Origin of the sequence: Streptoverticillium olivoreticuli subsp. olivoreticuli, from assembly GCF_003391135.1 — a bacterium.
Taxonomy (GTDB): Bacteria; Actinomycetota; Actinomycetes; order Streptomycetales; family Streptomycetaceae; genus Streptomyces; species Streptomyces blastmyceticus.
This window is the reverse complement of the sequence record NZ_CP031455.1, coordinates 7,195,568-7,222,423: the sequence shown is the minus strand read 5'-3', so window position 1 is coordinate 7,222,423 and position 26,856 is coordinate 7,195,568. Positions and strand designations below refer to the sequence as shown.

Here is a 26,856-nt window from a genome sequence, read left to right as displayed (position 1 = left end):
AGGCCGTTCGCGGTCGCCGTATCGGTCACGGTCACAGTCAGGAGATCCCGAATTCCTTGCCGATGAACTCGAAGAGGTCGTCGTCCGTCGCCGATTCGATCTCGTCTGTGGCGTCGGCGCCGTCCTCCGGTGCTCTGTCGTCGCTCCACTTGGCCAGCAGGGCCTGGAGCCGGGCGGTGATCCTGGTCCGGCCCTCGTCGTCCGGGGCGGCCCCGCTGAGGGACGCGTCCAGCCGGTCGAGCTCGGCGAGCAGCGGGGTCACCGCGTTCGCGTCGTCCGGCACGAGCTCGCCGCTCAGGAACCGGACCAGGGCTTCGGGTGTCGGGTAGTCGAAGATCAGCGTGGCCGGGAGCCGTACGCCGGTGGCCGAGCCGAGCCGGTTGCGCAGCTCGACCGCGGTGAGCGAGTCGAAGCCGACCTCGCTGAACGAGCGTGCCGGGTCGACCGCCTCGGGGCCCGGGTAGCCGAGCACGGCCGCCACCTGCGCGCAGACCAGCTCGACCAGCGCCTCCTCCCGCTCCGGCACGGTCAGCGCGGCGAGCCGCTGCAGCAGCGCCTCGGCCCCGGAGGCCGTGGCCGCCGCGGACTCGGCGGCGCGCCGCACCGGCGTCCGGACCAGGCCGCGGAAGAGCGGCGGCAGCATTCCGGCGCCCGCCTGGGCGCGCAGCGCGGCCAGGTCCAGCGGCATCGGTACCAGCGACGCCTCGTCCGTACGGACGGACGCGTCGAAGAGCTCCAGGCCCCGTTCGGCGGTGATGGCCACGACGCCACCGCGCCGGATCCGGGCGATCTCCGTCTCGTCCAGCTCGCCGCCCATGCCGCCCTCGGCCCACAGGCCCCAGGCGAGCGAGGTGGCGGGCAGGCCGTTCTCCCTGCGCCACTGTGCCAGCGCGTCCAGGAAGGAGTTGGCCGCGGCGTAGTTGCCCTGGCCCGCGCCGCCGAAGACACCGGCGGCGGAGGAGAAGAGCACGAACGCCGAGAGGTCGAGACCGCGCGTCAGCTCGTGCAGGTTCCACGCCGCGTCCACCTTCGGACGGAAGACGTGCGCCAGGCGCTCCGGCGTCAGCGAACCGATCACGCCGTCGTCGAGCACACCGGCGGTGTGCACGACGCCGGTCAGCGGGCGGTCGGCCGGCACCGTGGCGAGCACGGCGGCCAGTGCCTCCCGGTCGGCCACATCGCAGGCCGCCCAGGTGACGGTCGCGCCCGACCGGGCCAGTTCGTCGCCGAGTTCGAGCGCGCCCGGGGCGTCCTGACCGCGGCGGCCGACCAGCAGCAGGTGCCGTACGCCGTGTTCGGCCACCAGATGCCTGGCCACCAGGCCGCCCAGCATGCCGGTGGCGCCGGTGACGAGCACCGTGCCGTCGGCGTCCCAGGACGCGGCCCCTGTCTCGGATGCCGCAGGCGCCGTACGCGCCAGGCGCGGCGCCAGGACCGCACCGTCGCGGACGGCCACCTGCGGCTCGCCCGCGGCCAGCGCGGCGGCCACGTTCGTCTGCAACTCGCCGCGCCCGTCGATGTCCACGAGGACGATGCGGTCCGGGTTCTCCTGCTGGGCGGTGCGCACCAGGCCCAGGGCCGCGGCGCTCGACACGTGCGTCATCTGATCGCCGTCGGCGGCGATCACCGAGCGGGAGGTCAGGACGACCAGCCGGGCGGCGGCGAACCGCTCGTCGGCCAGCCAGCCCTGCACCACGTCCAGCACATCGGCGGAGACCCGGTGCACCGAGGTGACGACGTCCGTGCCCTGCTCCGAGGGACGTGCGCCCGGCACGAAGAACACGTACTCCGGCGCCTCGTCGCCCGACTCGATCGCGGCCGCCAGCGCGGCCAGGTCCGGATGGGCGGTGAGCCCGAGCGCGTCGGAGCCCACGGCAGCCCACCGGCCGGCGGGGACCGCTCCGGCCGACGCGGCGTGGACGGGCGCCCACTCCACCCGGAACAGCGCGTCCTTGACCGCGCCGCCCGCGCCGTCGGCGCCGAGCTGCTCCGGCGCCACCGTACGCAGCGCCAGGCCCTCCACCGAGGCCACCGGGGCGCCCGTCACATCGGCGAGCTCCAGGGAGACGGAGCCGTTGCCTGCCGGGGAGATCCGCACCCGCAGCGCGGAGGCGCCCACGGCGTGCAGCGAGACGCCGGTCCAGGAGAACGGCACCCTGCCCTGACCGCCGCCGGACTCGGCGGCGGCCAGCCCGAGGGCGTGCAGCGCGGCGTCGAGCAGGGCGGGGTGCAGCCCGAATGCCTTGGCGTCGGCGCCTGCCTCCTCGGGCAGCCGCACCTCCGCGAAGACCTCGTCGCCGCGCTTCCAGGCGGCCGTGAGGCCCTGGAACACCGGGCCGTAGCCGAAGCCGGAGTCCGCCATGCCCTCGTAGAGACCGTCGGTCGCGACCGGCTCCGCGTCGGCCGGCGGCCAGGCGCTCGGCTCGGACGCGGGCGGGTGTTCGCCGCCCGTCGCCAGCGTGCCGGTGGCGTGCCGCAGCCACGGCTCGTCGGAGGCGGCGCTCTCCGCGCGGGAGTGCAGCGTCAGCGCGCGCCGTCCCGCCTCGTCGGGCGCGGCGAGCGACAACCGGAGCTGTACGCCGCCCTGTTCGGGCAGGATCAGCGGGGCCTCGAGGGTGAGCTCGTCGAGCAGGTCGCAGCCGACGTGTTCGCCCGCGCGGAGCGCCAGCTCCACGAAGGCGGTGCCGGGCAGCAGCACCGCGCCCATGACGGCGTGGTCGGCCAGCCAGCCGTGCGTCGCCAGCGACAGTCGCCCGGTGAAGGCGACGCCGTCCGAGTCGGGCAGCTCCAGGGCCGCGCCGAGCAGCGGGTGGCCGGCCGCGTGCAGGCCGATCGAGGAGGCGTCGCCGCCGGCCGAACCGGCCTGCAGCCAGAAGGGCTGCCGCTGGAAGGCGTAGGTCGGCAGCTCGACCCGCCGGCCCGCGCCCGGGTAGACCACGGCCCAGTCCAGGTCCGAGCCCCGGGCGTGGGAGCCGCCCAGTGCGGCGACGAAGGTCTCGGGCTCGGGGCGGCCGGAGCGCAGGACCGGGAGGAAGGACAGCCCGTCGCCGGTGACGCAGTCCTGCGCCATCGCGGTGAGCACACCGTCCGGGCCCAGCTCCACGAAGGTGGTGACGCCCTGCGCCTCCAACGTCCGCACGCCGTCGAGGAAGCGGACCGCCTCGCGGACGTGGCGGACCCAGAAGCCGGGGTCGGTGATCTCCTCTGCGGAGACCACCGCGCCCGTCAGGTTCGACACGACCGGGATGCGCGGGGCCGCGTACGACAGCGACTTCGCCACCTCGCCGAACGCGTCCAGCATGGCGTCCATGTGCGGCGAGTGGAAGGCGTGGCTGACGGTGAGGCGCTTGGTCTTGCGGCCCTGCGCCTCGAAGGCGGCGGCGATCTCCAGTGCCGCGTCCTCGTCGCCCGCGATCACCACCGACGTCGGCCCGTTGACGGCGGCGATGCCGACCCGCTTGCCGGTCAGCGGCGCCACCTCGTCCTCGGACGCCTGGACGGCGATCATGACGCCGCCCGCCGGGAGTTCCTGCATCAGCCGGCCGCGCGCGGCGACCAGCTTCGCCGCGCCCGTCAGGGACAGCACCCCGGCGGCGTGCGCGGCGGCCAGCTCGCCGATGGAGTGACCGGAGAGGAAGTCGGCCTTCAGACCCCAGGACTCCACGAGGCGGAAGAGCGCCACCTCGACCGCGAAGAGGGCGGGCTGGGTGAAGCCGGTCCGGTCCAGCTCGTCCTTGTCCGTACCGAACAGCACGTCCTTCAACGGCCGTTCCAGGCGCGGGTCCAGCGCGGCGCAGACCTCGTCCAGCGCCGCCGCGAAGACCGGGTACGTCCCGTACAGCTCACGGCCCATGCCCAGCCGCTGGCTGCCCTGGCCGGTGAACAGGAACGCCGTCCTGCTGTCGGCGGCCTGACCGAGCGTCACCGAGGCGGCGGTGCGGCCCTCGGCGAGGGCGTCCAGCCCGGCCAGGAAGCCGTCCCGGTCGCCCGCCACGAGCACCGCGCGGTGCTCGAAGGAGGCCCGGCCGGTGGCCAGCGCGTGCCCGATGTCGGCGACGGGGACCGCGGGTTCGACGGTGTCCAGGTGTGCCCGCAGCCGGGCTCCCTGGGCGCGCAGCGCCTCGGGGGTCCTGGCGGACAGCACCCACGGCAGCGCGGCGGGCTTCGCCGCCGGCTCCTCGGCGGGGGCGGGCGCCTCCACCGGTGCCTGCTCGATGATGGCGTGCGCGTTGGTGCCGCTCATGCCGAAGGAGGACACACCGGCCCGGCGGGCCCGCCCGGTCTCCGGCCACGGCCGGGACTCGGCGAGCAGTTCCACCGCGCCCGCCTCCCAGTCGACGTGCGGCGAGGGCTCGTCGATGTGCAGCGACTTCGGCAGCAGACCGTGCCGCATCGCCAGCACCATCTTGATGATGCCCGCGACACCGGCGGCGGCCTGGGTGTGGCCGAAGTTGGACTTGATGGAGCCCAGCCACAGCGGCTGTCCCTCGGGCCGCTCCTGGCCGTAGGTGGCCAGCAGCGCCTGCGCCTCGATCGGGTCGCCCAGCGTCGTGCCGGTGCCGTGCGCCTCGACCGCGTCGACCTCGGCGGCAGACAGACCGGCGTTTGCCAGAGCCTGCCGGATGACGCGCTGCTGCGACGGGCCGTTGGGCGCCGTCAGGCCGTTGCTCGCACCGTCCTGGTTGACGGCGGTGCCGCGGACGACCGCCAGCACCTGGTGGCCGTTCTTCCGGGCGTCGGAGAGCCGCTCCACGAGCAGCATGCCGACGCCCTCGCCCCAGGCGGTGCCGTCCGCGGCCGCCGCGAACGGCTTGCAGCGGCCGTTGGCGGCGAGCCCGCGCTGGCGGCTGAACTCGGTGAACACGGTCGGCGTGGTGATGATCGTGACACCGCCGGCCAGCGCCAGCGAGCACTCGCCGTTGCGCAGCGCCTGCGCCGCAAGGTGCAGGGCGACCAGCGACGACGAGCACGCCGTGTCGATGGTGACCGCCGGGCCCTCCAGGCCGAAGGCGTAGCTGACCCGGCCGGAGGCGATGGAGCTGGAACCGCCGGTGCCCAGGTAGCCCTCGACGCCCTCGGGGAAGGTCTGCAGCCGTGAGACGTAGTCGTTGTGCATCTGGCCGACGAACACGCCGACCTGCTTGCCGCGCAGCCCCACCGGGTCGATGCCGGCCCGCTCGAACGCCTCCCAGCCGGTCTCCAGCAGCAGCCGCTGCTGCGGGTCCATGGCGAGGGCCTCGCGCGGGTTGATCCCGAAGAACGACGGGTCGAAGTGGTGGGCGTCGTAGACGAAGCCGCCTTCGCGGGCGTACGAGGTGCCGGGCCGGTCCGGGTCCGGGTCGTAGAGCCCCTCGATGTCCCAGCCGCGCTCGGCCGGGAGGTGCGCGATGCCGTCCCGGCCCTCGGCCAGCAGCTCCCACAGGTCCTCGGGCGTACGGACGTCGCCGGGGAAGCGGCAGCTCATGGCGACGATCGCGATCGGGTCGTCGTCCGCGGCGGTCCCGGCGGCGGTCTGTGCCGACAGGGCGACGGCCGCCTCGGAGCCGAGCAGCTCGTCGCGCAGATAGCCGACCAGGGCGGTCGGTGACGGGTAGTCGAAGACCAGGGTGGCCGGAAGCCGCAGGCCGGCGGCCGAGCCGAGCCGGTTGCGGAACTCGACCGCGGTCAGCGAGTCGAAGCCGAGGTCCTTGAACGCCCGGCCCGCCTCGACGGCGTCGGGCGAGTCATGGCCGAGGACGACCGCCACCTGGGTGCGCACCAGCTCCAGCAGGGCCGCGTCGCGCTCCGCCGCGTCCAGCCGGACCAGGCGCTCCACCAGCGAGGTGCCGTCGGAGACGGCGCCCGTACCGGCGGTGCGGCGGGCGGTGCTGCCGCGCACCAGGCCGCGCAGCAGCGCGGGCACCATGTCGACGGGCGCGCCCGCCAGCGGTGCCAGGTCGAGCTGCATGGGCACCAGGAACGCCTCGCCCACCTCGTGGGCGGTGTCGAAGAGCGCCAGGCCCTCGGCGGAGGACAGCCCCAGCACCCCGGAGCGGCTCATCCGGGACTTGTCGGTCTCGTCGAGCTCGCCGGTCATGCCGCTGGTCTCGGCCCACAGGCCCCACGCCAGCGAGGTGGCGGCCAGACCCCGGCCGCGCCGGTGCCGGGCCAGGGCGTCCAGGAAGGAGTTGGCGGCCGCGTAGTTGGCCTGGCCGGCGCCGCCGAAAGTGCCGGCGGAGGAGGAGAACAGTACGAAGTCGGCGAGGTCCAGGTCCTGGCTCAGCTCGTGCAGGTTCCACGCCGCGTCCACCTTCGGGCGCAGCACCTTCGTCAGCCGCTCGGGGGTGAGCGAGCCGAGGACGCCGTCGTCCAGCACACCGGCGGTGTGCACCACGGCGGTCAGCGGATGTGCGGCCGGGACGGCGGCCAGCGTCGCGGCCAGCGCCTCGCGGTCGGCGGCGTCGCAGGCCGCGATGGTCACCTCGGCGCCCAGCGCGCGCAGTTCGGCGGCGAGTTCGGCCGCACCCGCGGCCTGCTCGCCGCGGCGGCTGGTGAGCAGCAGGTGCCGGGCGCCGCGCTCGGTCACCGCGTGCCGGGCGACCAGGCCGCCCAGGGTGCCGGTGCCGCCGGTGATCAGCACCGTGCCGTCCGGGTTCCAGGCGGCGGGCACGGTCAGCACGACCTTGCCGATGTGCCGGGCCTGGCTGAGGTGACGGAACGCGTCGGGAGCCTGCCGTACGTCCCACGAGGTGATCGGCAGCGCCCGCAGCGCGCCGCTCTCGAACAGCTCCAGCAGCTCGCGGAGCATCTCCTGGATGCGGTCCAGGCCCGCCTCGGTCAGGTCGAAGGACTGGTAGGAGACGCCCGCGTACTCGGCGGCGACCTCCTCCGGCACCCGGACGTCGGTCTTGCCCATCTCGACGAACCGGCCGCCGCGCGGCAGCAGCCGCAGCGAGGCGTCCACGAACTCGCGTGCCAGCGAGTCCAGTACGACGTCGACGCCGCGTCCCTCGCTGACCTCGCGGAACTTCTCCTCGAAGGCCAGGTCGCGGGAGGAGGCGATGCGGTCGTCGGCGAGCCCGAGCGAGCGCAGCGTGTCCCACTTGCCGGGGCTGGCGGTGGCGAAGACGTCCACGCCCCAGTGCCGGGCCAGCTGCACCGCGGCCATGCCGACGCCGCCGGCCGCCGCGTGCACCAGCAGCGACTCGCCGCGCTGGAGGCCGGCCAGGTCGCGCAGCGCGTAGTAGGCCGTCATGAAGACGATCGGCACGGACGCGGCCTCGGCGAAGCTCCAGCCGGCCGGCATCGGGGCGATCATCCGGCGGTCGGCGACCACCAGCGGGCCGAACCCGCCGGGCAGCATGCCCATCACCCGGTCGCCGGGGGCCAGGTCCGTCACGCCGGGGCCGGTCTCCAGGACCACGCCGGCGCCTTCACTGCCCATCAGTCCGGCGTCGCCGGGGTACATGCCCAGCGCGTTGAGCACGTCGCGGAAGTTCAGGCCGGCGGCCCGGACCGCGACCCGCACCTGTCCGGCCTCCAGCGGCGCGGCGGCCTCCGGGGCGGGCAGCAGGGTCAGGTTCTCCAGCGTGCCCTTGTCCAGGATGTCCAGGCGCCAGGCCGGCTCGTCGACCGGCGGCACCATGGCGCCCGTCGCGGGGACGCGCGCCAGACGCGGCGCGTGCACGGTGCCGTGGCGCAGCGCGAACTGCGGCTCGCCGGAGGCGAGGGCGGCGGCCAGCGTCCCGTACGAGGCGGTGTCGCCGTCGAGGTCGGCCAGCACCAGCCGGTCCGGGTTCTCCGACTGCGCCGAGCGCACCAGGCCCCATACCGGCGCGTGCGCCAGGTCGTGCACCCCGGTGTCGCCCTGGGTGGCGACCGCGCCCTGGGTGACCAGGACCAGTCGGGAGTCGGCGAAACGCTCGTCCTCCAGCCACTCCTGCACCAGGGCGAGCGCGTCGCGCACGGCGGTGTGGGCGGCCGTCGCCGGATCACCGGTGATCTGCGGGGCGCGGTACGCGAGGACGTACGCGGGGGCCTCGGCCCCCGCCTCGACGGCCGCGCCGAGGGCGGCCAGGTCGGCGTGGACGGCCGCGCCGGACGTGAGCCCGGCCGGCGCGTCGCCGAGTACCGCCCACGGCGTGGTGCCGGCGGCGGCGCTCGTCGGCACGGTGGCCCAGTCGAGCCGGAACAGCGCCTCGTGATACGCGGCGGAGCGTCCGCCGCCGAGCGTGCCGGATCCGACCGGGCGCAGCGCCAGGTGCTCGACGGCGGCGACCGGCGCACCGGTGCCGTCGGCCAGCTCCAGGGTCATCCCGTCGTCGCCGACCGGGCTCAGCCGCACCCGCAGCGCGCCGGCGCCGACCGCGTACAGCGACACCCCGCTCCAGGAGAACGGCAGCCTGCCCTGCTCGTCGCCGTCGGGGCGGGCGAAGGTGGAGTGCAGCGCGGCGTCCAGCAGCGCCGGGTGCAGCCCGAACGCCGCGGCCTCCGCGCGCCGTTCCTCCGCCAGCTCGACCTCGGCGAACACCTCCTCACCGCGCAGCCAGGCGGCCTTGAGCCCCTGGAAGACCGGCCCGTAGGCGAACCCGCCCTGCGCCAGGTGCTCGTAGAGGCCCTCGACCGGGACGGCCTCCGCGCCCGGCGGCGGCCACTCGGCCAGGTCGAAGGAAGGCTGCGGGGCACCCGTGGTCAGCACGCCGCTGGCGTGCCGGATCCACGGCTCCTCCAGGGCGGCGTCCTGCGCCCGCGAGTACAGCTCGACCGTGCGGTGGTTCGCGTCGAGCGCGGCGCCGACCACGATCTGCAGCTGGAGCGCGCCCCGCTCGGGGAGGATCAGCGGCGCCTCGATGGTGAGCTCGTCCAGCCGGTCGCAGCCGACCTGGTCACCGGCCCGGATCGCCAGCTCCACGAAGGCGGTGCCGGGCAGCAGCACCGAGCCCATGACGGCGTGGTCGGCCAGCCACGGGTGGGTCTCCAGCGACAGCCGCCCGGTGAACAGGAAGCCGTCGGAGTCGGCCAGTTCCACGGCCGCGCCGAGCAGCGGGTGGTCGGCGCGGCCCAGGCCCGCCGATTCCACGTCGCCCACCGCGCCGGCGGGCGAGCGCAGCCAGAAGCGGCGGCGCTGGAAGGCGTACGTGGGCAGCGTGATCGGCTCGACGCGTGTGGCGCCGGTGCCGGCGAAGTACGCCTCCCAGTCCACCATCAGGCCACGGGCGTACGCCCGGGCCACGGTGTGCGTCAGCGACTCGGCCTCGGGCCGGCCCTTGCGCAGCGTGGCGAAGAGCACCGCGTCCTCGCCGGTGACGCAGTCCTGCGCCATCGCGGTGAGGATGCCGTCCGGGCCCAGCTCGACGAAGGTGGTGACGCCCTGCGCCTCCAGAGCGCGGATGCCGTCGACGAAACGCACGGCCTCACGAACGTGACGGACCCAGAACTCCGGGTTGGTGATCTCCTCGGCGGAGACCACAGCGCCCGTCAGGTTGGAGACGATCGGAATGCGAGGGGCCTCGTACGAGAGCTCCTCGGCGACGGCACGGAAGGCGTCCAGCATGCCGTCCATGCGCGGCGAGTGGAAAGCGTGCGAGACCGTCAGCCGCTTCGTCTTGCGGCCCTGTGCCTCGAAGTGCTCGGCGATGACGACGGCCGCGTCCTCGTCACCGGCGACGACCACCGACGACGGACCGTTCAGGGCGGCGATGCTCACGCGCTCGGTCAGCAGCGGGAGGACCTCGTCCTCCGATGCCTGCACGGCGATCATCGCGCCGCCGGCCGGAAGCTCCTGCATCAGGCGGCCACGTGCGGCCACCAGCTTGGAGGCATCGGCAAGGGACAGCACGCCGGCCACATGGGCGGCGGCCAGCTCGCCGATCGAGTGACCGGACAGGAAGTCCGGCGTGATGCCCCACGCCTCGACGAGGCGGAACAGCGCCACCTCGACCGCGAACAGCGCGGGCTGGGTGAAGCCCGTCCGGTCCAGCGCCGAAGCGTCGTCCCCGAACAGCACGCTCTTCAGCGGCAGTTCGAGATGCGCGTCCAGCTCCGCGCAGACCGCGTCCAGCGCGCCCGCGAACACCGGGAAGGCGTCGTACAGCTCACGCCCCATGCCCAGCCGCTGGCTCCCCTGGCCCGTGAACAGGAACGCCGTCCTGCCACCGGCCACCGAACCCTCGACCACACTCGCCGCGGACTCACCGCGCGCCAGCGCGTCCAGGCCGGCCATCAAGCTCGCGCGGTCCGCGCCCACGACCACCGCGCGGTGGTCCAGCGCCGCCCGCGTCATGGCCAGCGAGTAGCCGAGGTCGGCCGGGCTGGTCCCCGTGGCGTCGTCCAGGTGGGCGCGGAGCCGCGCGGCCTGGTCGCGCAGCGCGGGGGCGCTCTTCGCCGACAGCATCCAGGGCACCGCACCGGCGGCGCGCGGGGGCGCGGCGGGGGTGGGCTCGGGTACGGCCTCCGGTTCCGGGGCCTGTTCGATGATGGTGTGCGCGTTGGTGCCGGACACGCCGAACGAGGAGATACCCGCACGGCGCGGGCGGCCGGTCTCGGGCCACTCCACCGATTCGGTCAGCAGCGAGACCGCGCCCGCCGCCCAGTCGACGTGCGGGGACGGCTCGTCGACGTGCAGGGTCTGCGGCAGCACGCCGTGGCGCATCGCCATGACCATCTTGATGATGCCCGCGACACCGGCCGCCGCCTGCGTGTGGCCGATGTTGGACTTGATGGAGCCCAGCAGCAGCGGCCGGCCCTCCCCGCGCTCCTGGCCGTAGGTGGCCAGCAGCGCCTGCGCCTCGATCGGGTCACCAAGGGTGGTGCCCGTGCCGTGCGCCTCGACGACGTCCACCTCGGCCGCGGACACGCCCGCGCTGGCCAGCGCCGCGCGGATGACGCGCTGCTGCGACGGGCCGTTGGGGGCCGTCAGGCCGTTGCTGGCGCCGTCCTGGTTGACCGCCGTACCGCGTACGACGGCGAGGACCGGGTGGCCGTTGCGCCGGGCGTCGGAGAGCCGCTCGACGAGCAGCATGCCCACGCCCTCGGACCAGCCGGTGCCGTCGGCCGCGGCCGCGAAGGACTTGCAGCGGCCGCTGGTGGACAGACCGCCCTGGCGGCTGAAGTCCACGAAGGTGTCCGGGGTGGCCATGACGGTCACACCACCGGCGAGCGCCATGGTGCATTCGCCGTTGCGCAGCGCCTGCGCCGCGAGATGCAGAGCGACCAGCGACGACGAGCACGCCGTGTCGATGGTGACCGCCGGGCCCTCCAGGCCGAAGGTGTAGGCGATACGGCCGGAGGCGACGCTGCCCGCCGTGCCGGTGCCGAGGTAGCCCTCGAGGCCCTCGGGCAGCGCGGTCAGCCGGGACAGGTAGTCGTGGTACATCACGCCGGCGAAGACACCGGTCCGGCTGCCGCGCACCGTGGCCGGGTCGATGCCCGCGCGCTCGAAGACCTCCCAGGACGTCTCCAGCAGCAGTCGCTGGTGCGGGTCCATGGCGAGGGCCTCGCGCGGGTTGATCCCGAAGAAGTCGGGGTCGAACTCGCCCGCGTCGTAGAGGAAGCCGCCCTCGATGGTGGCGCTGGTGCCGGCCTCGCTCTGGTTGTCGCTCTGCAGTCCGTCCAGCTGCCAGCCTCGGTCGGTGGGGAAGCCGGAGATGGCGTCCCCGGCGCCCAGGACGAGCTGCCACAGCTCCTCGGGGCTGCCGACGCCGCCCGGGTAGCGGCAGCTCATGCCGACGATGGCGATCGGCTCGTCGTCGGCGACGGCGACGGTGGTCGCCTTGGTGGCGGCGCCGTCCGCGTCGGCGCCGAGGATCTCGGTGCGCAGGAAGCGGGCCAGCAGGGTGGGCGTCGGGTAGTCGAAGACCAGGGTGGCCGGGAGCCGGACGGAGGCCACGGCGCCTATGCGGTTGCGCAGCTCGACGGCGGTGAGCGAGTCGAAGCCCAGCTCCTTGAACGCCCGTGTGGCGTCGACGGCCTCCGGTCCCGCGTAGCCGAGCACCGCGGCGACCTGGGTGCGGACCAGCTCCAGGAGCAGCTTGTCGCGCTCGGGCACGGACAGGCCGAGCAGCCGCTCGGCGAGCCCGCCGACGGGGGCGGCGCCGCCCGCCTCCACGACCCGGCGGCCGGGCAGCCGCACCAGGCCGCGCAGCAGCGCGGGCACCTGGCTCGCGTCGGTGGCCCGGCGCAGCGGCGCCAGGTCCAGGTGCATCGGCACGAGGGCGGGGGCGCCGACGGCCAGCGCGGTGTCCAGCAGGTTCAGGCCGTCCTCGGAGGACAGCGCGGCGACGCCGGCGCGGGTGATGCGCTGGATGTCGGTGTCGTCCAGGTCGCCGGTCATGCCGCTGCGCTCGGCCCACAGGCCCCAGGCCAGGGCGGTGGCGGGCAGGCCCTGGGCGCGGCGGCGCTGGGCGAGGGCGTCCAGGAAGGTGTTGGCGGCGGCGTAGTTGGCCTGGCCGGGGCCGCCGAGGGTACCGGCGGCGGCGGAGAACAGGACGAACGCGGCCAGGTCCAGGCCCTGGGTCAGCTCGTGCAGGTGCAGCGCGGCGTCGACCTTGGCGGGCAGCACCCGGTCGACGCGCTCGGGGGTGAGCGAGCCGAGGATGCCGTCGTCGAGCACACCGGCGGTGTGCACCACGGCGGTCAGCGGGTGCGCGGCCGGGACGGCCGCCAGGACGGCGGCCAGCGCGTCCCGGTCGGCCACGTCGCAGGCGGCGAGGGTGACCTCGGCGCCGGCCGCGCGCAGTTCGGCGGCCAGCTCGTCGGCGCCCCGCGCCGCGGCGCCGCGGCGGCTGAGCAGCAGCAGGTTCCGCACGCCGTGCTCGGCGACCAGGTGCCGGGCGACCAGCCCGCCCAGGGTGCCGGTGGCGCCGGTGACCAGGGCGGTGCCCTCGGGGTCGAGGGCGGGGACGGTGTGCCCGGCGTCGGTGGCGACGCGGGCCAGCCGGGGTACGACCACGGTCCCGGCGCGGACGGCCAGTTGCGGTTCGTCCGAGGCGAGCGCGGTCGGCAGCGCGCGGTAGGACTCGTCCCGGCCGTCCACGTCCAGCAGGACGAAGCGGTCCGGGTTCTCCGACTGCGCGGAGCGCAGCAGGCCCCACAGTGGCGCGTGCGCCAGGTCGGCGACGTCCGCGTCGGCGGCCGTGGCGACGGCGCCACGGGTGGTGATCACCAGGCGCGAGTCGGCGAACCGGTCGTCGGCGAGCCAGTCCTGGGCCAGTTCGAGCGTGCGGTGCAGCGCGGACCGGACGTCGGTGGTGAGCCGCTCGGCGTCGGGCTCGGCGGAGCCGAAGACCGGTACCACGACCGCCTGCGGCACGGGGACGCCGGCCGCGACGGCCTCGGCGAGGGCCGCCAGATCGGAGTACGCGGCGGCGGTGGGCAGGGCGGTGGTGAGCTCGGGGGCGGGGGCGTCCGCCAGCAGTGCCCACTGTCCGGCGGCGACGGTGGTGGCGGCCGGGACGGCCGCCGGGGTCCACTCGACGCGGAACAGGGCGTCGTAGAAGGTGGAGCGGGCGGCGTGCACCTGCTCCGGGGCGACGGGGCGCAGCAGCAGCGCGTCGACGGACGCGACCGGCACCCCGCTCTCGTCGGTCACCAGGACGGCCACGGTGTCCTGGCCCTTGGGCGACAGCCGTACCCGCAGCGCGGCGGCGCCGACCGCGTGCAGGGCGACGCCGCTCCAGGAGAACGGCAGTCGGCCGTGCTCGGTCGGCTCCAGCAGGGAGCCCATGCCGACGCCGTGCAGGGCCGCGTCCAGCAACGCCGGGTGCAGGCCGAACAGGCCGGCCTCCTCGACGGCGCTCTCCGGGAGGCGGACCTCGGCGTAGACGTCGTCGCCGTGCTGCCAGGCGGCCTTGAGGCCCTGGAAGACCGGGCCGTAGGCGAAGCCGTTCCCGGTGAGCCACTCGTAGAGGCCGTCGACGGGGACCTCGGTGGCGCCGGCCGGCGGCCAGGCGGCGAGGTCGGCGGTGGGAGTGGTGGCGCCGGTGGCGAGCACACCGGTGGCGTGCCGGGTCCACTCGCCCTCGCCCCAGCCGGTGCCGTCGGCGGACTCCTCCAGGCGCGAGTGGAGGGTCAGCGAGCGGCGGCCGGAGCCGTCCGGCGCGCCGACGGCCACCTGGAGCTGTACCCCGCCCTGCGCGGGCAGCGCCAGCGGCGCCTCCAGGGTGAGCTCTTCGAGCACGTCGCAGCCCGCGTGGTCGCCCGCGCGGATGGCCAGTTCGACGAAGGCGGTGCCGGGCAGCAGCACCGTGTCCATCACGGTGTGGTCGGCGAGCCAGGGGTGGGTCTGCAGGGAGAGGCGGCCGGTGAACAGGAAGCCCGCGGCGTCGGCCAGCGACACCGCGGCGCCCAGCAGCGGGTGTTCGGCCGAGCCGAGGCCGGCGGCGGTGACGTCACCGGTCCAGGGGCCGGCCGGCTCGGGCCAGTACAGCTCGCGCTGGAAGGCGTAGGTGGGCAGTTCGACGCGGTGGCCGCCGGAGCCGGCGAGGACCGCGGTCCAGTCGACGCGGACGCCGTGCACGTGCGCCTGTGCCAGCGCGCCGGTCAGCGCCCTGGCTTCGGGGCGGTCGGCGCGCAGCAGCGGCACGAAGGCGGCGTCGTCGGTGGTGACGCAGTCCTGGGCCATCGCGGTCAGGACGCCGCCCGGGCCGAGCTCCACATAGGTGGAGACGCCGTACGCCTGGAGCCGGCCGATGCCGTCGGTGAAGCGAACCGCTTCCCGGACGTGCCGCACCCAGTAGTCGGGGGTGCAGATCTCGGCGGCGGAGACGGAGGCGCCGGTCAGGTTGGAGACGATCGGGATGACCGGCGGGTGGTAGGTGACACCCTGGGCGACCTCGCGGAAGGCGTCGAGCATGCCGTCCATGTGCGGGGAGTGGAACGCGTGGCTGACGGTGAGGCGCTTGGTCTTGCGGCCCTGCGCCTCGAAGGCGGCGGCGATCTCCAGCGCCGCGTCCTCGTCACCCGCGACGACCACGGACCGCGGGCCGTTGAGGGCGGCGATGCTCACCCGCTCGGTGAGCAGCGGGAGGACCTCGTCCTCGGACGCCTGTACGGCGATCATGGCGCCGCCGGCGGGGAGTTCCTGCATCAGCCGGCCGCGGGCGGCCACCAGCTTCGCCGCGTCGGCCAGTGTCAGGACTCCGGACACATGGGCGGCCGCCAGCTCGCCGATGGAGTGGCCGACGAGGAAGTCGGGCTTGACGCCCCAGCCGTCCAGCAGCCGGAACAGCGCGACCTCGATGGCGAAGAGCGCGGGCTGGGTGCAGCCGGTCCGGTCCAGCTCGGTGCTGTCGGCGTCGAACATGACGTCGCGCAGCGGCCGTTCCAGGTGCTGGTCGAGCTCGGCGCAGACCGCGTCCAGCGCCTCGGCGAAGGCCGGGACGGCCGCGTACAGCTCACGGCCCATGCCGGCCCGCTGGCTGCCCTGGCCGGTGAAGAGGAACGCCGTCTTGCCCTCGGTGGCCTGGCCCTGGACCAGGTCGGCCGACGTGCCGCCGTCGGCCAGCGCGCGCAGCAGTTCCTCCGCGCCGCCGACCGATGCGGCGATCAGCACGGCACGGTGGTCGAGGGCGGCGCGGGTGGTGGCCAGCGAGTGGCCGAGGTCGGTCAGGGACAGGCCCGGGGTGGCCGCGAGGTGGGCCGCGAGCCGCTCCGCCTGGGCGCGCAGCGCCTGCGGGCTCTGCCCGGAGACCAGCAGGGGTATCGCATCGCCGGGCGCGGCCTGGTCCGCCGGGTCCGAGCTCTCCGGGGTGGCCTCGGGCGCGCGGTCCTCGGCGGGTGCCTGCTCGATGACGGTGTGGGCGTTGGTGCCGCTGACGCCGAAGGAGGAGATGCCGACGCGGCGCGGCTGGCCGGTCCCCGGCCACGGCCGGGCCTCGGTCAGCAGCTCGACCGCGCCCGCCGTCCAGTCCACGTCCCGCGAGGGCGCGTCGACGTGCAGGGTCTGCGGCAGCACGCCGTGCTCGATGGCCTTGACCATCTTGATGATGCCCGCGACACCGGCGGCGGCCTGGGTGTGGCCGAAGTTGGACTTGATCGAGCCCAGCCACAGGGGCCGGCCGTCGGGCCGGTTCTGCCCGTAGGTGGCCAGCAGCGCCTGCGCCTCGATCGGGTCGCCGAGGCTGGTGCCGGTGCCGTGCGCCTCGACGGCGTCGACCTGGGCGGGGGTGAGCCGGGCGTCGGTGAGGGCCTGCCGGATGACGCGCTGCTGCGACGGGCCGTTGGGGGCCGTCAGGCCGTTGCTCGCGCCGTCCTGGTTGATGGCCGAGCCCCGGACGATCGCCAGCACCGGGTGGCCGTTCTTACGGGCGTCGGAGAGCCGCTCCACGAGCAGCATGCCGACGCCCTCGCCCCAGCCGGTGCCGTCGGCGCCGTCGGCGAACGCCTTGCAGCGGCCGTCGGGGGCGAGGCCCCGCTGCCGGCTGAAGTTGATGAACGCCCGGGGGCTGTTCATCACGGTGACACCGCCGGTCAGCGCCAGCGAGCACTCGCCGTTGCGCAGCGCCTGGACGGCCAGGTGCAGCGCCACCAGCGACGAGGAGCACGCCGTGTCGACGGTGAGCGCCGGGCCCTCCAGGCCGAAGGTGTAGGAGATGCGGCCGGAGATGACGCTGGCCGCGTTGCCGGTCAGCAGGTACTGCTCGGCGCCCTGCGGCAGCCGGTGCATCAGCTCGGGGTAGTCCTGGCCGTTGGTGCCGATGAACACCCCGGCCTTGGAGCCGCGCAGCGTGGCCGGGTCGACACCGGCCCGCTCGAACACCTCCCACGCGGTCTCCAGCAGCAGCCGCTGCTGCGGGTCCATCGCGATGGCCTCGCGCGGCGAGATCCCGAAGAACGCCGCGTCGAACTCGCCCGCGCCGTCGAGGAACCCGCCCTTGTCGGTGTAGCTGGTGCCCTGTTGGTCGGGGTCGGCGTCGAAGAGCGAATCGACGTCCCAGCCACGGTCCGTGGGGAAGTCCGCGATGGCGTCGTCGCCCGCGGCCACGAGCTGCCACAGCTCCTCCGGAGAAGTGACGCCCCCGGGGAAGCGGCAGCTCATGCCGACGATCGCGATCGGCTCAGGCTCCTGCGCCTCGACCTCCCGAAGACGCTGCCGCGTCTGGTGCAGATCGGCAGTTACCCGCTTGAGGTAGTCGAGGATCTTGTCCTGATCCGACATTGGAGTCTCACCCATGCTTCTCGTCACAAACCTTGCGCCCGCGGACCTTAGATCCTTAGATTCCGAGTTCTTTCTCGATGAAGTCGAAGACCTCATCCGGCGTTGCCTCTTGCAGCTTTTCCGTCACCGTCCCGCCGGTGTTGTCCGCCTCGCTCCCGCGCGGCTCGTCCCACCTGGCGAGGAGGGCCTGCAGCCGGGCGGCGATACCGGCCCGGGTCTCGCCGTCCTCACCGGCGGGGTCGAGCACGGAAAGCGCGGATTCCAGCTTCTCCAGCTCCGCGATTCCCGGTGCGGCCGCCGCCGCGCCGCCGTCCTGCGTGATCTCGGCGTGCAGGAATTCGGCCAGCACGGCCGGGGTCGGGTAGTCGAAGACCAACGTGGCGGGGAGCTTCAGCCCGGTGGCGACACCGAGCCGGTTGCGGAGTTCGAGCGCGATGAGCGAGTCGAAGCCCAGCTCCTTGAACGCCCGGCCCCCGCCGACCTCGTCGGTCGAGGGGTGCCCCAGCGCGGCGGCCGCGTTGCCGCGCACCAGGTCCAGGACGACCAGGGACTGCTCGGCCCGGGGCATCCCGGCCAGCTGCTGCCGCAGTGCGTCCGCCGGGGCGGCGGCCGGACCGGCGTCGCCGCCGGCCGGGCCGGTGTCCGCCAGCCGCCTGACGTCGGGCAGGTCGGCGATGAACGGGCTGCGCCGCACCGCCGTGTAGCCGTAGGCGAAGCGCTCCCACTGGATGTCGGCGACGGCCACGACCGTGTCGGCGTGGTCCAGGGCCTGCTGCAGCGCCCTGATCGCCGAGTCCGGTGCCATGGCGGGCACGCCGCCCCGGTCCAGCCGGTCGCCGATGGCCCCGCCGGCCGCGAGACCGGTGTCGCCCCAGCGGCCCCAGGCCACGGAGACGGCGGGCAGCCCGTCGGCCCGGCGCTGCTCGGCCAGCGCGTCGAGATACGCGTTGGCCGCCGCGTAGTTGCCCTGTCCGGCGTCGCCGAGCGTGCCCGCGATGCCGGAGAAGAGCACGAACGCGGTCAGCTCCAGGTCCCGGGTGAGCTCGTGCAGATGGCGGGCGGCGTCGGCCTTGGGGCCGAGCACCGTCGCGAACCGGGGCGGCGTCAGCGCGTCCAGTACGCCGTCGTCGAGGACGCCCGCCGCGTGCACCACGGCGGTCAGCGGCTGCTCGGCGGGGATGCCGGCGAGCAGCGACTCCACGGCCTCGCGGTCGGCCACGTCGCAGGCGGCGACGGTGACCCGCGCGCCGAGACCGGTGAGCTCGTCCCGCAGCTCGGCCGCACCCGGCGCGTCCGCGCCACGGCGACTGGTGAGCAGCAGGTGCTCGGCACCGTTACGCGCAAGCCAACGAGCCACATGCGCACCCAGCGCACCCGTACCACCGGTCACCAGCGTCGTACCGGACGGCTGCCAGCTCCGCACCGGCACGGTGTCGGCCAGCGGGGCGCGGGAGAGCCGTCGGGCGAAGACGCCGGCAGCGCGGATCGCGAGCTGGTCCTCGTCCTCGGATCCGGCCAGGATCGCCGTCAGCCGGGCCAGCGCCCGCTCGTCGGCGGTCTCCGGCAGGTCCACCAGACCGCCCCAGCGCTCCGGGTACTCCAGCGCCGCCGTACGGCCCAGGCCCCAGGCCAGCGCCTGCGCCGGGTTGTCCGGCCGGTCGGAGCGGCTGACGGAGACGGCGCCACGGGTCGCGCACCACAGCGGCGCGTCGATCCCGCTGTCGCCCAGCGCCTGGATCAGCGCGGCGGAGCCGGTCAGTCCGGCGTCGACACCGTCCGTGCCCGGGGCGGGCTGCGCGTCGAAGGCCAGCAGCGACAGCACACCGGCCACCGGTGCGGCGCCGTCGAGCTCCTCGCGCACCCGGCGGGTGACGGACTCGCGGTCCAGTTCCCCGGCGCCCAGCGTGAGCTGCCGTACGTCGGCGCCGCGTTCGGCCAGCGCGGCCAGGGCGGAGAGTGCCCAGTCATCGGCGATCGCGGACTCGGGCACGACCAGCAGCCAGCTGCCGGAGAGCCGTGCGGACTGCCCCTCGGGCAGCTGCTTCCAGGTCACGCGGTAGCGCCAGTCGTCCAGGGCGGACAGCTCGCGGGCCTGCTTGCGCCAGGCGGACAGGGCCGGCAGCACGGCGCTCAGTGAGCCCAGCGCCTCGGCGTCCTCGAACTCCAGCGTCCCGGCGAGCGATTCCAGGTCGTCGCGCTCGACGGCCTCCCAGAAGCGGGCGTCCGTCGCGTCCTTCGGGAGCACCTCGGTGCCCGCCTCCGGCTCGGCCGCCTCCGGCCAGTAGTGCTGGTGCTGGAAGGCGTAGGTGGGGAGTTCGACGCGTGCGGCGCCGGTCCCCTCGTAGACCGCGTCCCAGTCGACATTCACACCGTGCGTCCACGCATCGCCCAGCGAGGTGAAGAAGCGGTCCAGACCGCCCTCGTCACGGCGCAGCGAGCCGATGACAGCGGCCTCACGGCCCGCGTCCTCGGCGGTCTCCTGCACACCCATCGTCAGCACGGGGTGGGCACTGGACTCGATGAAGGCTCCGAAGCCCTCGTCGAGCAGACGCCGGACAGCACCTTCGAGTTCGACGGTCTGGCGGAGGTTGGTGAACCAGTACTCCGCGTCCAGCTCCGGGCCCTTGACCCACTCGCCGGTCACGGTGGACAGGAACGGCACCTTCGCCGCCTTCGGCTGCACGGGGGCCAGGAGTTCGCGCAGCTCGTCGCGGAGCAGCTCGACCTGGGCGGAGTGCGAGGCGTAGTCCACCGGGACCTTACGCGCCCGCACCTCATCCGCCTCACACGAAGCGATCAGCTCATCAAGGGCCGTGGGCTCACCGGAGACGACCACGGAGGAGGGGCCGTTGACGGCCGCCACCGAGATACGGGACTCGCCCCATACGGCGATCCGCTCACGCACCTCGGCCACCGGCAGCGCCACGGACACCATGCCGCCCTTGCCCGCCAGCACCCGACCGATCGCCTGACTGCGCAGCGCGACGACGCGCGCCGCGTCCTCCAGCGACAGGATTCCGGCCACACACGCAGCGGCGATCTCACCCTGCGAATGACCGACCACCGCATCCGCACGCACACCGAACGAGCGCCACAGCTCGGCGAGCGACACCATCACGGAGAACAGCACCGGCTGGACCACGTCCACCCGCTCCAGCGACGGGGCACCCTCGACACCGCGCAGGACGTCCACCAACGACCAGTCGGCGAACTCCGCCAGCGCGGCAGCGCACTCCTCAATCCGGGCAGCGAACACTGGCGAAGCATCCAACAGCTCGGTGGCCATGCCTACCCATTGCGACCCCTGTCCTGGGAACAGGAATGCGGCCTTACCCCCGATTCCGGCTCCTTGGACCAGCTGGGGCAGGGCCTGGCCACGGGCCAGGGCGTCCAGTGCACGTACGAAGTCGTCACGGTCGGTGCCCACCAGCACGGCTCGCTCGTCGAGAGCGGAGCGGGTGACGGCGAGCGAGTAACCGATGTCCGCCGGGCGCAGATCGGCGTCGGCCGCCAGGTGTGAGAGCAGCTTCTCCGCCTGCGCGGGCAGCGCGGCCCGGCTCCTGCCGGAGAGCACCCACGGCAGCACGCCAGGCTGCCGCGTCGGCTCCTCGGCCGCCGTCGGCTCCTCCGCCGGGGCCTGCTCGACGATGACGTGCGCGTTGGTGCCGCTGAAGCCGAAGGAGGAGATGCCCGCTCGGCGCGGGGCCTCCGTCGCGGGCCACGGAGTGGCCTCGGTCACCAGGGAGACCGCGCCCGCCGACCAGTCCACGTGCGGGGTGGGCTCGTCGATGTGCAGCGACTCCGGTATGACGCCGTGCCGCATGGCCAGCACCATCTTCATGACACCCGCCACACCGGCGGCCGCCTGGGCGTGGCCGATGTTGGACTTCACCGAGCCCAGCAGCAGCGGCTGGTCGGCCGGGCGGTCCTGGCCGTAGGTGGCCAGCAGCGCCTGCGCCTCGATCGGGTCGCCCAGCGTCGTGCCCGTACCGTGCGCCTCGATCACGTCCACGTCGGCCGCGGACAGCCGGGCGTTGGCGAGCGCCTGCCGGATGACGCGCTGCTGGGACGGGCCGTTGGGCGCGGTCAGACCGTTGCTCGCGCCGTCCTGGTTGATCGCGCTGCCCCGGACGACCGCCAGGACCGGGTGGCCGTTCCTACGGGCGTCGGAGAGCCGCTCGACGAGCAGCATGCCGACGCCCTCGGCGGGGCTGAAGCCGTCGGCGTCCGAGGAGAACGCCTTGCTGCGGCCGTCGGAGGACAGACCGCGCTGCCGGCTGAACTCGATGAAGGTGCCGGGGGTGGCCATCACGGTCACACCGCCCGCCAGGGCGAGGGAGCACTCGCCGGTGCGCAGCGCCTGCACGGCCAGGTGCAGCGCCACCAGGGACGCGGAGCAGGCCGTGTCGACGGTGACCGCCGGGCCCTCAAGACCGAACACGTAACTGACCCGGCCGGAGACCACGCTGGCGGCGCTGCCGGTGGCCAGGTGGCCCTCGTAGCCGTCGGTGGTGTTCCGCATGAGGATGGAGTAGTCGGAGCCGTTGGTGCCGGCGAAGACGCCGGTCTGGCTGCCGCGCAGGGCGGCCGGGTCGATACCGGCCCGCTCGAACGCCTCCCAGGACGTCTCGAGCAGCAGCCGCTGCTGCGGGTCCATGGCCATCGCCTCGCGCGGCGATATGCCGAAGAAGGCGGGGTCGAACTCGGCGGCGCCGGTGAGGAATCCGCCCTCGCGGGTGTAGCTGGTGCCCTGCGCGTCCGGGTCCGGGTTGTAGAGGGACTCCACGTCCCAGCCGCGGTCGGCCGGGAACTCCGACAGCGCGTCACCGCCTGTGGCCAGCAGCTGCCACAGCTCCTCGGGGGTCCGTACGCCACCGGGGAAGCGGCAGCTCATGGCGACGATCGCGATCGGCTCGTCGTCGGCGAGCGCGGCCGCGGTGGGCAGCGGGGCCGCGGCGGCGAGCTGCCCGCCGGCGAGCTCGGCGCGCAGGTGCCTGGCGAGCGCGACGGGGGTCGGGTAGTCGAAGATCAGCGTCGGCGGCAGCTTGAGCCCGCTGGCGGCGCCGAGCCGGTTGCGCAGCTCGACCGCGGTGAGCGAGTCGAAGCCCAGCTCCTTGAAGGCGCGCGTGGCCTCGACGGCTTCGGTGTAGCCCAGCACGGCCGCGACGGCGGTCCGTACGAGCTCCAGCAGCAGCCGCTCCTGCTCGGCCTCGGGCAGCCCGTGGAGCTGCTGGGCGAGGGCGGCGGCGCCGGAGTCCTCCGCCTCGGCGCCCGCCATGTCCCTGATGACGTCGCGTGCCTCGGGCAGGTCGTGCAGCAGCGGCCGGGAGCGACCGGAGGTGAAGGCGAGGACGAAGCGCTTCCACTCCATGTCGGCGAGGGTCAGCACCGACTCGTCCCGGTCCAGGGCGTGCTGGAGCGCGGTGACGGCCAGTTCGGGCGACATCTCGATGACGCCGTGCCGGCGCATCCGGTCGCCGACCCCGCCCTCGGCCATGCCGCCCTCGCCCCACGGGCCCCAGGCCAGCGAGGTGGCGGGCAGCCCGGCGGCGCGGCGCCACTCGGCGAAGGCGTCCAGGAAGGCGTTGCCCGGCGCGTAGTTGCCCTGGCCGGGCGCGCCGAAGGTGGCGGCGAAGGAGGAGAACAGCACGAACGCCGAGAGGTCCAGCTCGCGTGTGAGCTCGTGCAGGTGGAGCGTGGCGTCGACCTTGACCTTGAGCACCCGGTCGACCTGCTCGGGCGTCAGGCTCTCGATCACACCGTCGTCCAGCACCGCGGCGGTGTGCACCACGGCGGTCAGCGGCTGCTCGGCGGGGATTCCGGCGAGCAGCGACTCCACGGCCTCGCGGTCGGCCACGTCGCACGCGGCGACAGTGACCTCGGCACCCAGCGCGGCCAGCTCCTCGCGCAGCTCGGCCGCGCCCGGCGCGTCCGCGCCACGACGGCTGGTGAGCAGCAGGTGCTCGGCACCGTTACGCGCCAGCCAACGAGCCACATGCGCACCCAGCGCACCCGTACCACCGGTCACCAGCGTCGTACCGGACGGCTGCCAGCTCCGCACCGGCACGGTGTCGGCCAGCGGGGTACGGACCAGGCGGCGTACGAACAGACCGGTGGGCCGGATCGCGACCTGGTCCTCGTCCTCGGCACCGGCCAGGACGGTCACCAGCCGGGCCAGCGCCCGGTCGTCGGCGGCCTCCGGGAGGTCGACGAGGCCGCCGTAGCGCTCGCCGTGCTCCAGGGCAGCCACCCGGCCGAGGCCCCAAACGAGCGCCTGCGCGGGCGACTCCAGCCGGTCCGCGCTGCCGACCGACACCGCACCGCGGGTGGCGCTCCACAGCGGGGCGGTGATCTCCGCGTCGCCCAGCGCCTGGACCAGTGCCAGCTGCGCGGCCGCGCCGGCGGGGACGGAGGTGTGGACGGGGTGCGGCCGGTCGGTCAGCGCCAGCAGCGAGAGCACACCGGTGAAGGGGGCCTCCGCCTCGGCGGTCGCCTGCCGGAGCAGCGCGGTGAGGGACTCCCGGCCGTCCGTGCCGGTGTCCATGACGAGCTGCCGTACGTCGGCACCGCGCTCGGCGAGGAGACGGGCCGCGCCGGCGGCCCAGTCGTCGGCCGCGGACTCGGGCACGACCAGCAGCCAGGAGCCGGACAGCCGCGCGGCGCCGCCCTCGGTCAGCGGCTTCCAGGTCACGCGGTAGCGCCAGCCGTCCACGGTGGACTGCTTGCGGCTCTGCTTGCGCCAGTTCGACAGGGCGGGCAGCAACGCGCTGGCCCGCTCGTCGCCGTCGACCGCGAGCTCGGCGGCGAGCGCCTGCCAGTCCTCGCGGTCCACGGCCTCCCAGAAACGGGCCTCGACCGGGTCCACGGCCACGGCGGGGGCACCCGCCTCCAGCCAGTAGTGCTGGTGCTGGAAGGCGTAGGTCGGCAGGTCGACGCGCTCGGCGCCCGTACCCCCGTACACCGCGTCCCAGTCGACAATCACGCCGCGCGTCCAGGCCTCACCCACTGAGGTGAAGAAGCGGTCCAGACCGCCCTCGTCACGGCGCAGCGAGCCGATGACAGCGGCCTCACGGCCCGCGTCCTCAGCCGTCTCCTGCACACCCATCGTCAGCACCGGGTGCGCGCTCGACTCGACGAAGGCTCCGAAGCCCTCGTCGAGCAGACGACGGACAGCGCCCTCCAGCTCAACCGTCTGACGCAGGTTGGTGAACCAGTACTCGGCATCCAGCTCCGGGCCCTCGACCCACTCCCCCGTCACAGTGGACAGGAACGGCACCTCGGCCGCCTTCGGCCGCACCGGGGCCAGGAGTTCGCCCAGCTCCTCGCGGAGCAGCTCGACCTGGGCGGAGTGCGAGGCGTAGTCCACCGGGACCTTACGCGCCCGCACCTCATCCGCCTCACACGAAGCGATCAGCTCATCAAGCGCCTCGGGCTCACCGGAAACCACGACGGAGGAGGGACCGTTGACCGCTGCCACCGAGATACGGGACTCGCCCCACGCGGCGATCCGCTCACGGACAGCACTGACCGGCAGCGCCACGGACACCATGCCGCCCTTGCCCGCCAGCACCCGGCCGATCGCCTGGCTCCGCAACGCGACCACACGGGCAGCGTCCTGGAGGGAGAGAATCCCCGCCACACACGCGGCCGCGATCTCACCCTGCGAATGACCGACAACGGCCGACGGCTGGACACCCAGCGAACGCCACAACTCCGCCAGCGACACCATCACCGCGAACAACACCGGCTGGACGACATCCACCCGCTCCAGCGAAGGCGCACCCTCCACACCACGCAGGACATCCACCAACGACCAGTCGGCGAACTCCGCCAGCGCCGCCGCGCACTCCTCGATCCGAGCCGCGAACACCGGCGAAGCATCCAACAGCCCAGTGGCCATACCGACCCACTGCGAACCCTGCCCCGGGAAGACAAAAGCGACCTGCCCACCGACAGCCGAACCCTGCACCACACCCGGCGCCATGCCGCCCTCCGCGAGGGTGGCGAGGCCGGCCAGCAGCTCGTCGCGGTCCTCGCCCCGCACCACAGCGCGGTGGTCCAGGGCGGCCCGCGCGGTGGCCAGCGTCAGGCCCACGTCCAGCGGGCGCGCCGCCGCGTCGGACTCCAGGTGTGCCAGCAGCCGCTCGGCCTGTGCGCGCAGCGCGGCCCGGCTCTTGCCGGAGACCGGCCACGTCAGCACGTCCAGTGCCTTGGGCTCGGCCGGCGGCTGTGCCTGCCCGGCCGTCGCCTCGTCGGACTCCTCCGGAACGGGGGCCTGTTCGAGGATGGTGTGGGCGTTGGTGCCGCTGAAGCCGAAGGAGGAGACGGCGGCGCGGCGCGGCCGGCCGGTCTCGGGCCACGGGGTGGTCTCGGTCAGCAGCGATACGGCACCGGCCGACCAGTCCACGTGCGGGGTCGGCTCGTCGACGTGCAGGGTCTTGGGCAGCACGCCGTGCTCGATGGCCTTGACCATCTTGATGATGCCGGCGACACCGGCGGCGGCCTGGGTGTGGCCGATGTTGGACTTGATGGAGCCCAGCAGCAGCGGCTGGTCGGCCGGGCGGTCCTGGCCGTACGTCGCGAGCAGCGCCTGCGCCTCGATCGGGTCACCCAGCGTCGTGCCCGTACCGTGCGCCTCCACCGCGTCCACCTCGGCCGTGGTCAGCCGGGCGCCGGTGAGTGCCTGGTGGATGACGCGCTGCTGGGACGGGCCGTTGGGCGCGGTCAGGCCGTTGCTCGCGCCGTCCTGGTTGATCGCGCTGCCGCGCACGACCGCCAGCACCTTGTGGCCGTTCTTGTGCGCGTCGGAGAGCCGCTCGACCAGCAGCATGCCGACGCCCTCGCCCCAGCCGGTGCCGTCGGCAGCGGCCGCGAAGGGCTTGCAGCGGCCGTCGGCGGCGAGGCCGCGCTGGCGGCTGAACTCGGTGAACGTCGACGGGGTGGCCATCACGGTCACGCCGCCCGCCAGGGCGAGGGAGCACTCGCCTGCGCGCAGCGCCTGCACGGCCATGTGCAGGGTCACCAGCGAGGACGAGCAGGCCGTGTCGACGGTGACCGCCGGGCCCTCCAGGCCGAAGACGTAGCTGACGCGGCCGGAGGCGATGGAGCCGGAGCTGCCGGTCCCCAGGAAGCCCTCGACGCCCTCGGGCACGGAGTCGAGGCGCGAGGTGTAGTCGTGGTACATCACACCGGCGAAGACTCCGGTGCGGCTGCCGCGCAGGGCGGTCGGGTCGATGCCGGCCCGCTCGAACGCCTCCCAGGACGTCTCCAGCAGCAGCCGCTGCTGCGGGTCCATGGCGAGGGCCTCGCGCGGCGAGATCCCGAACACCGCAGGGTCGAAACCGCCGGCGTCGTAGAGGAATCCGCCCTCGCTGACGTAACTGGAGCCGGCCTGCTCGGGGTCGGCGTCGTAGAGCGTCTCGATGTCCCAGCCACGGTCGGTCGGGAAGCCGGAGATCGCGTCCTCGCCGCCCGCGACGAGCCGCCACAGGTCCTCGGGGGTCCGTACGCCCCCGGGGTAGCGGCAGCTCATCGCGACGATGGCGATGGGCTCCTGGTGCCGGTCCTCGACCTCGCGGAGCCTGCGGCGTGCCTGGCGCAGGTCGGCGGTCGCCCGCTTGAGGTAGTCGCGGAGCTTGTCCTCGTTGTTCACGGCTGTGCCCTTGTTCCCGGCTGCGTCGTTGTTCACCATTGCCGTCGGCTCCTTGCGGGGGGAGGTATTC

2 protein-coding genes are annotated in these 26,856 nt (G+C 74.3%); both read right to left on the bottom strand.

Going from position 1 to position 26,856, the window contains the following annotated elements:
• Positions 1-37 precede the first annotated feature (37 nt).
• On the bottom strand, positions 38-17,134 hold the full coding sequence (locus DXZ73_RS31430; RefSeq protein ID WP_116214361.1) for a type I polyketide synthase: 17,097 nt from the start codon (positions 17,132-17,134) through the stop codon (positions 38-40).
• Positions 17,135-17,189: 55 nt separating this feature from the next.
• A complete protein-coding gene (locus DXZ73_RS31425; RefSeq protein WP_425315931.1) occupies positions 17,190-26,786 on the bottom strand; it encodes a type I polyketide synthase in 9,597 nt (3,198 codons plus the stop codon).
• Positions 26,787-26,856: the final 70 nt, after the last annotated feature.

Bases quoted from the DNA above. Each gene is read 5' to 3' on its own strand.
- DXZ73_RS31430 (WP_116214361.1), bottom strand. From the start codon at position 17,134: ATGTCGGATCAGGACAAGATCCTCGACTACCTCAAGCGGGTAACTGCC.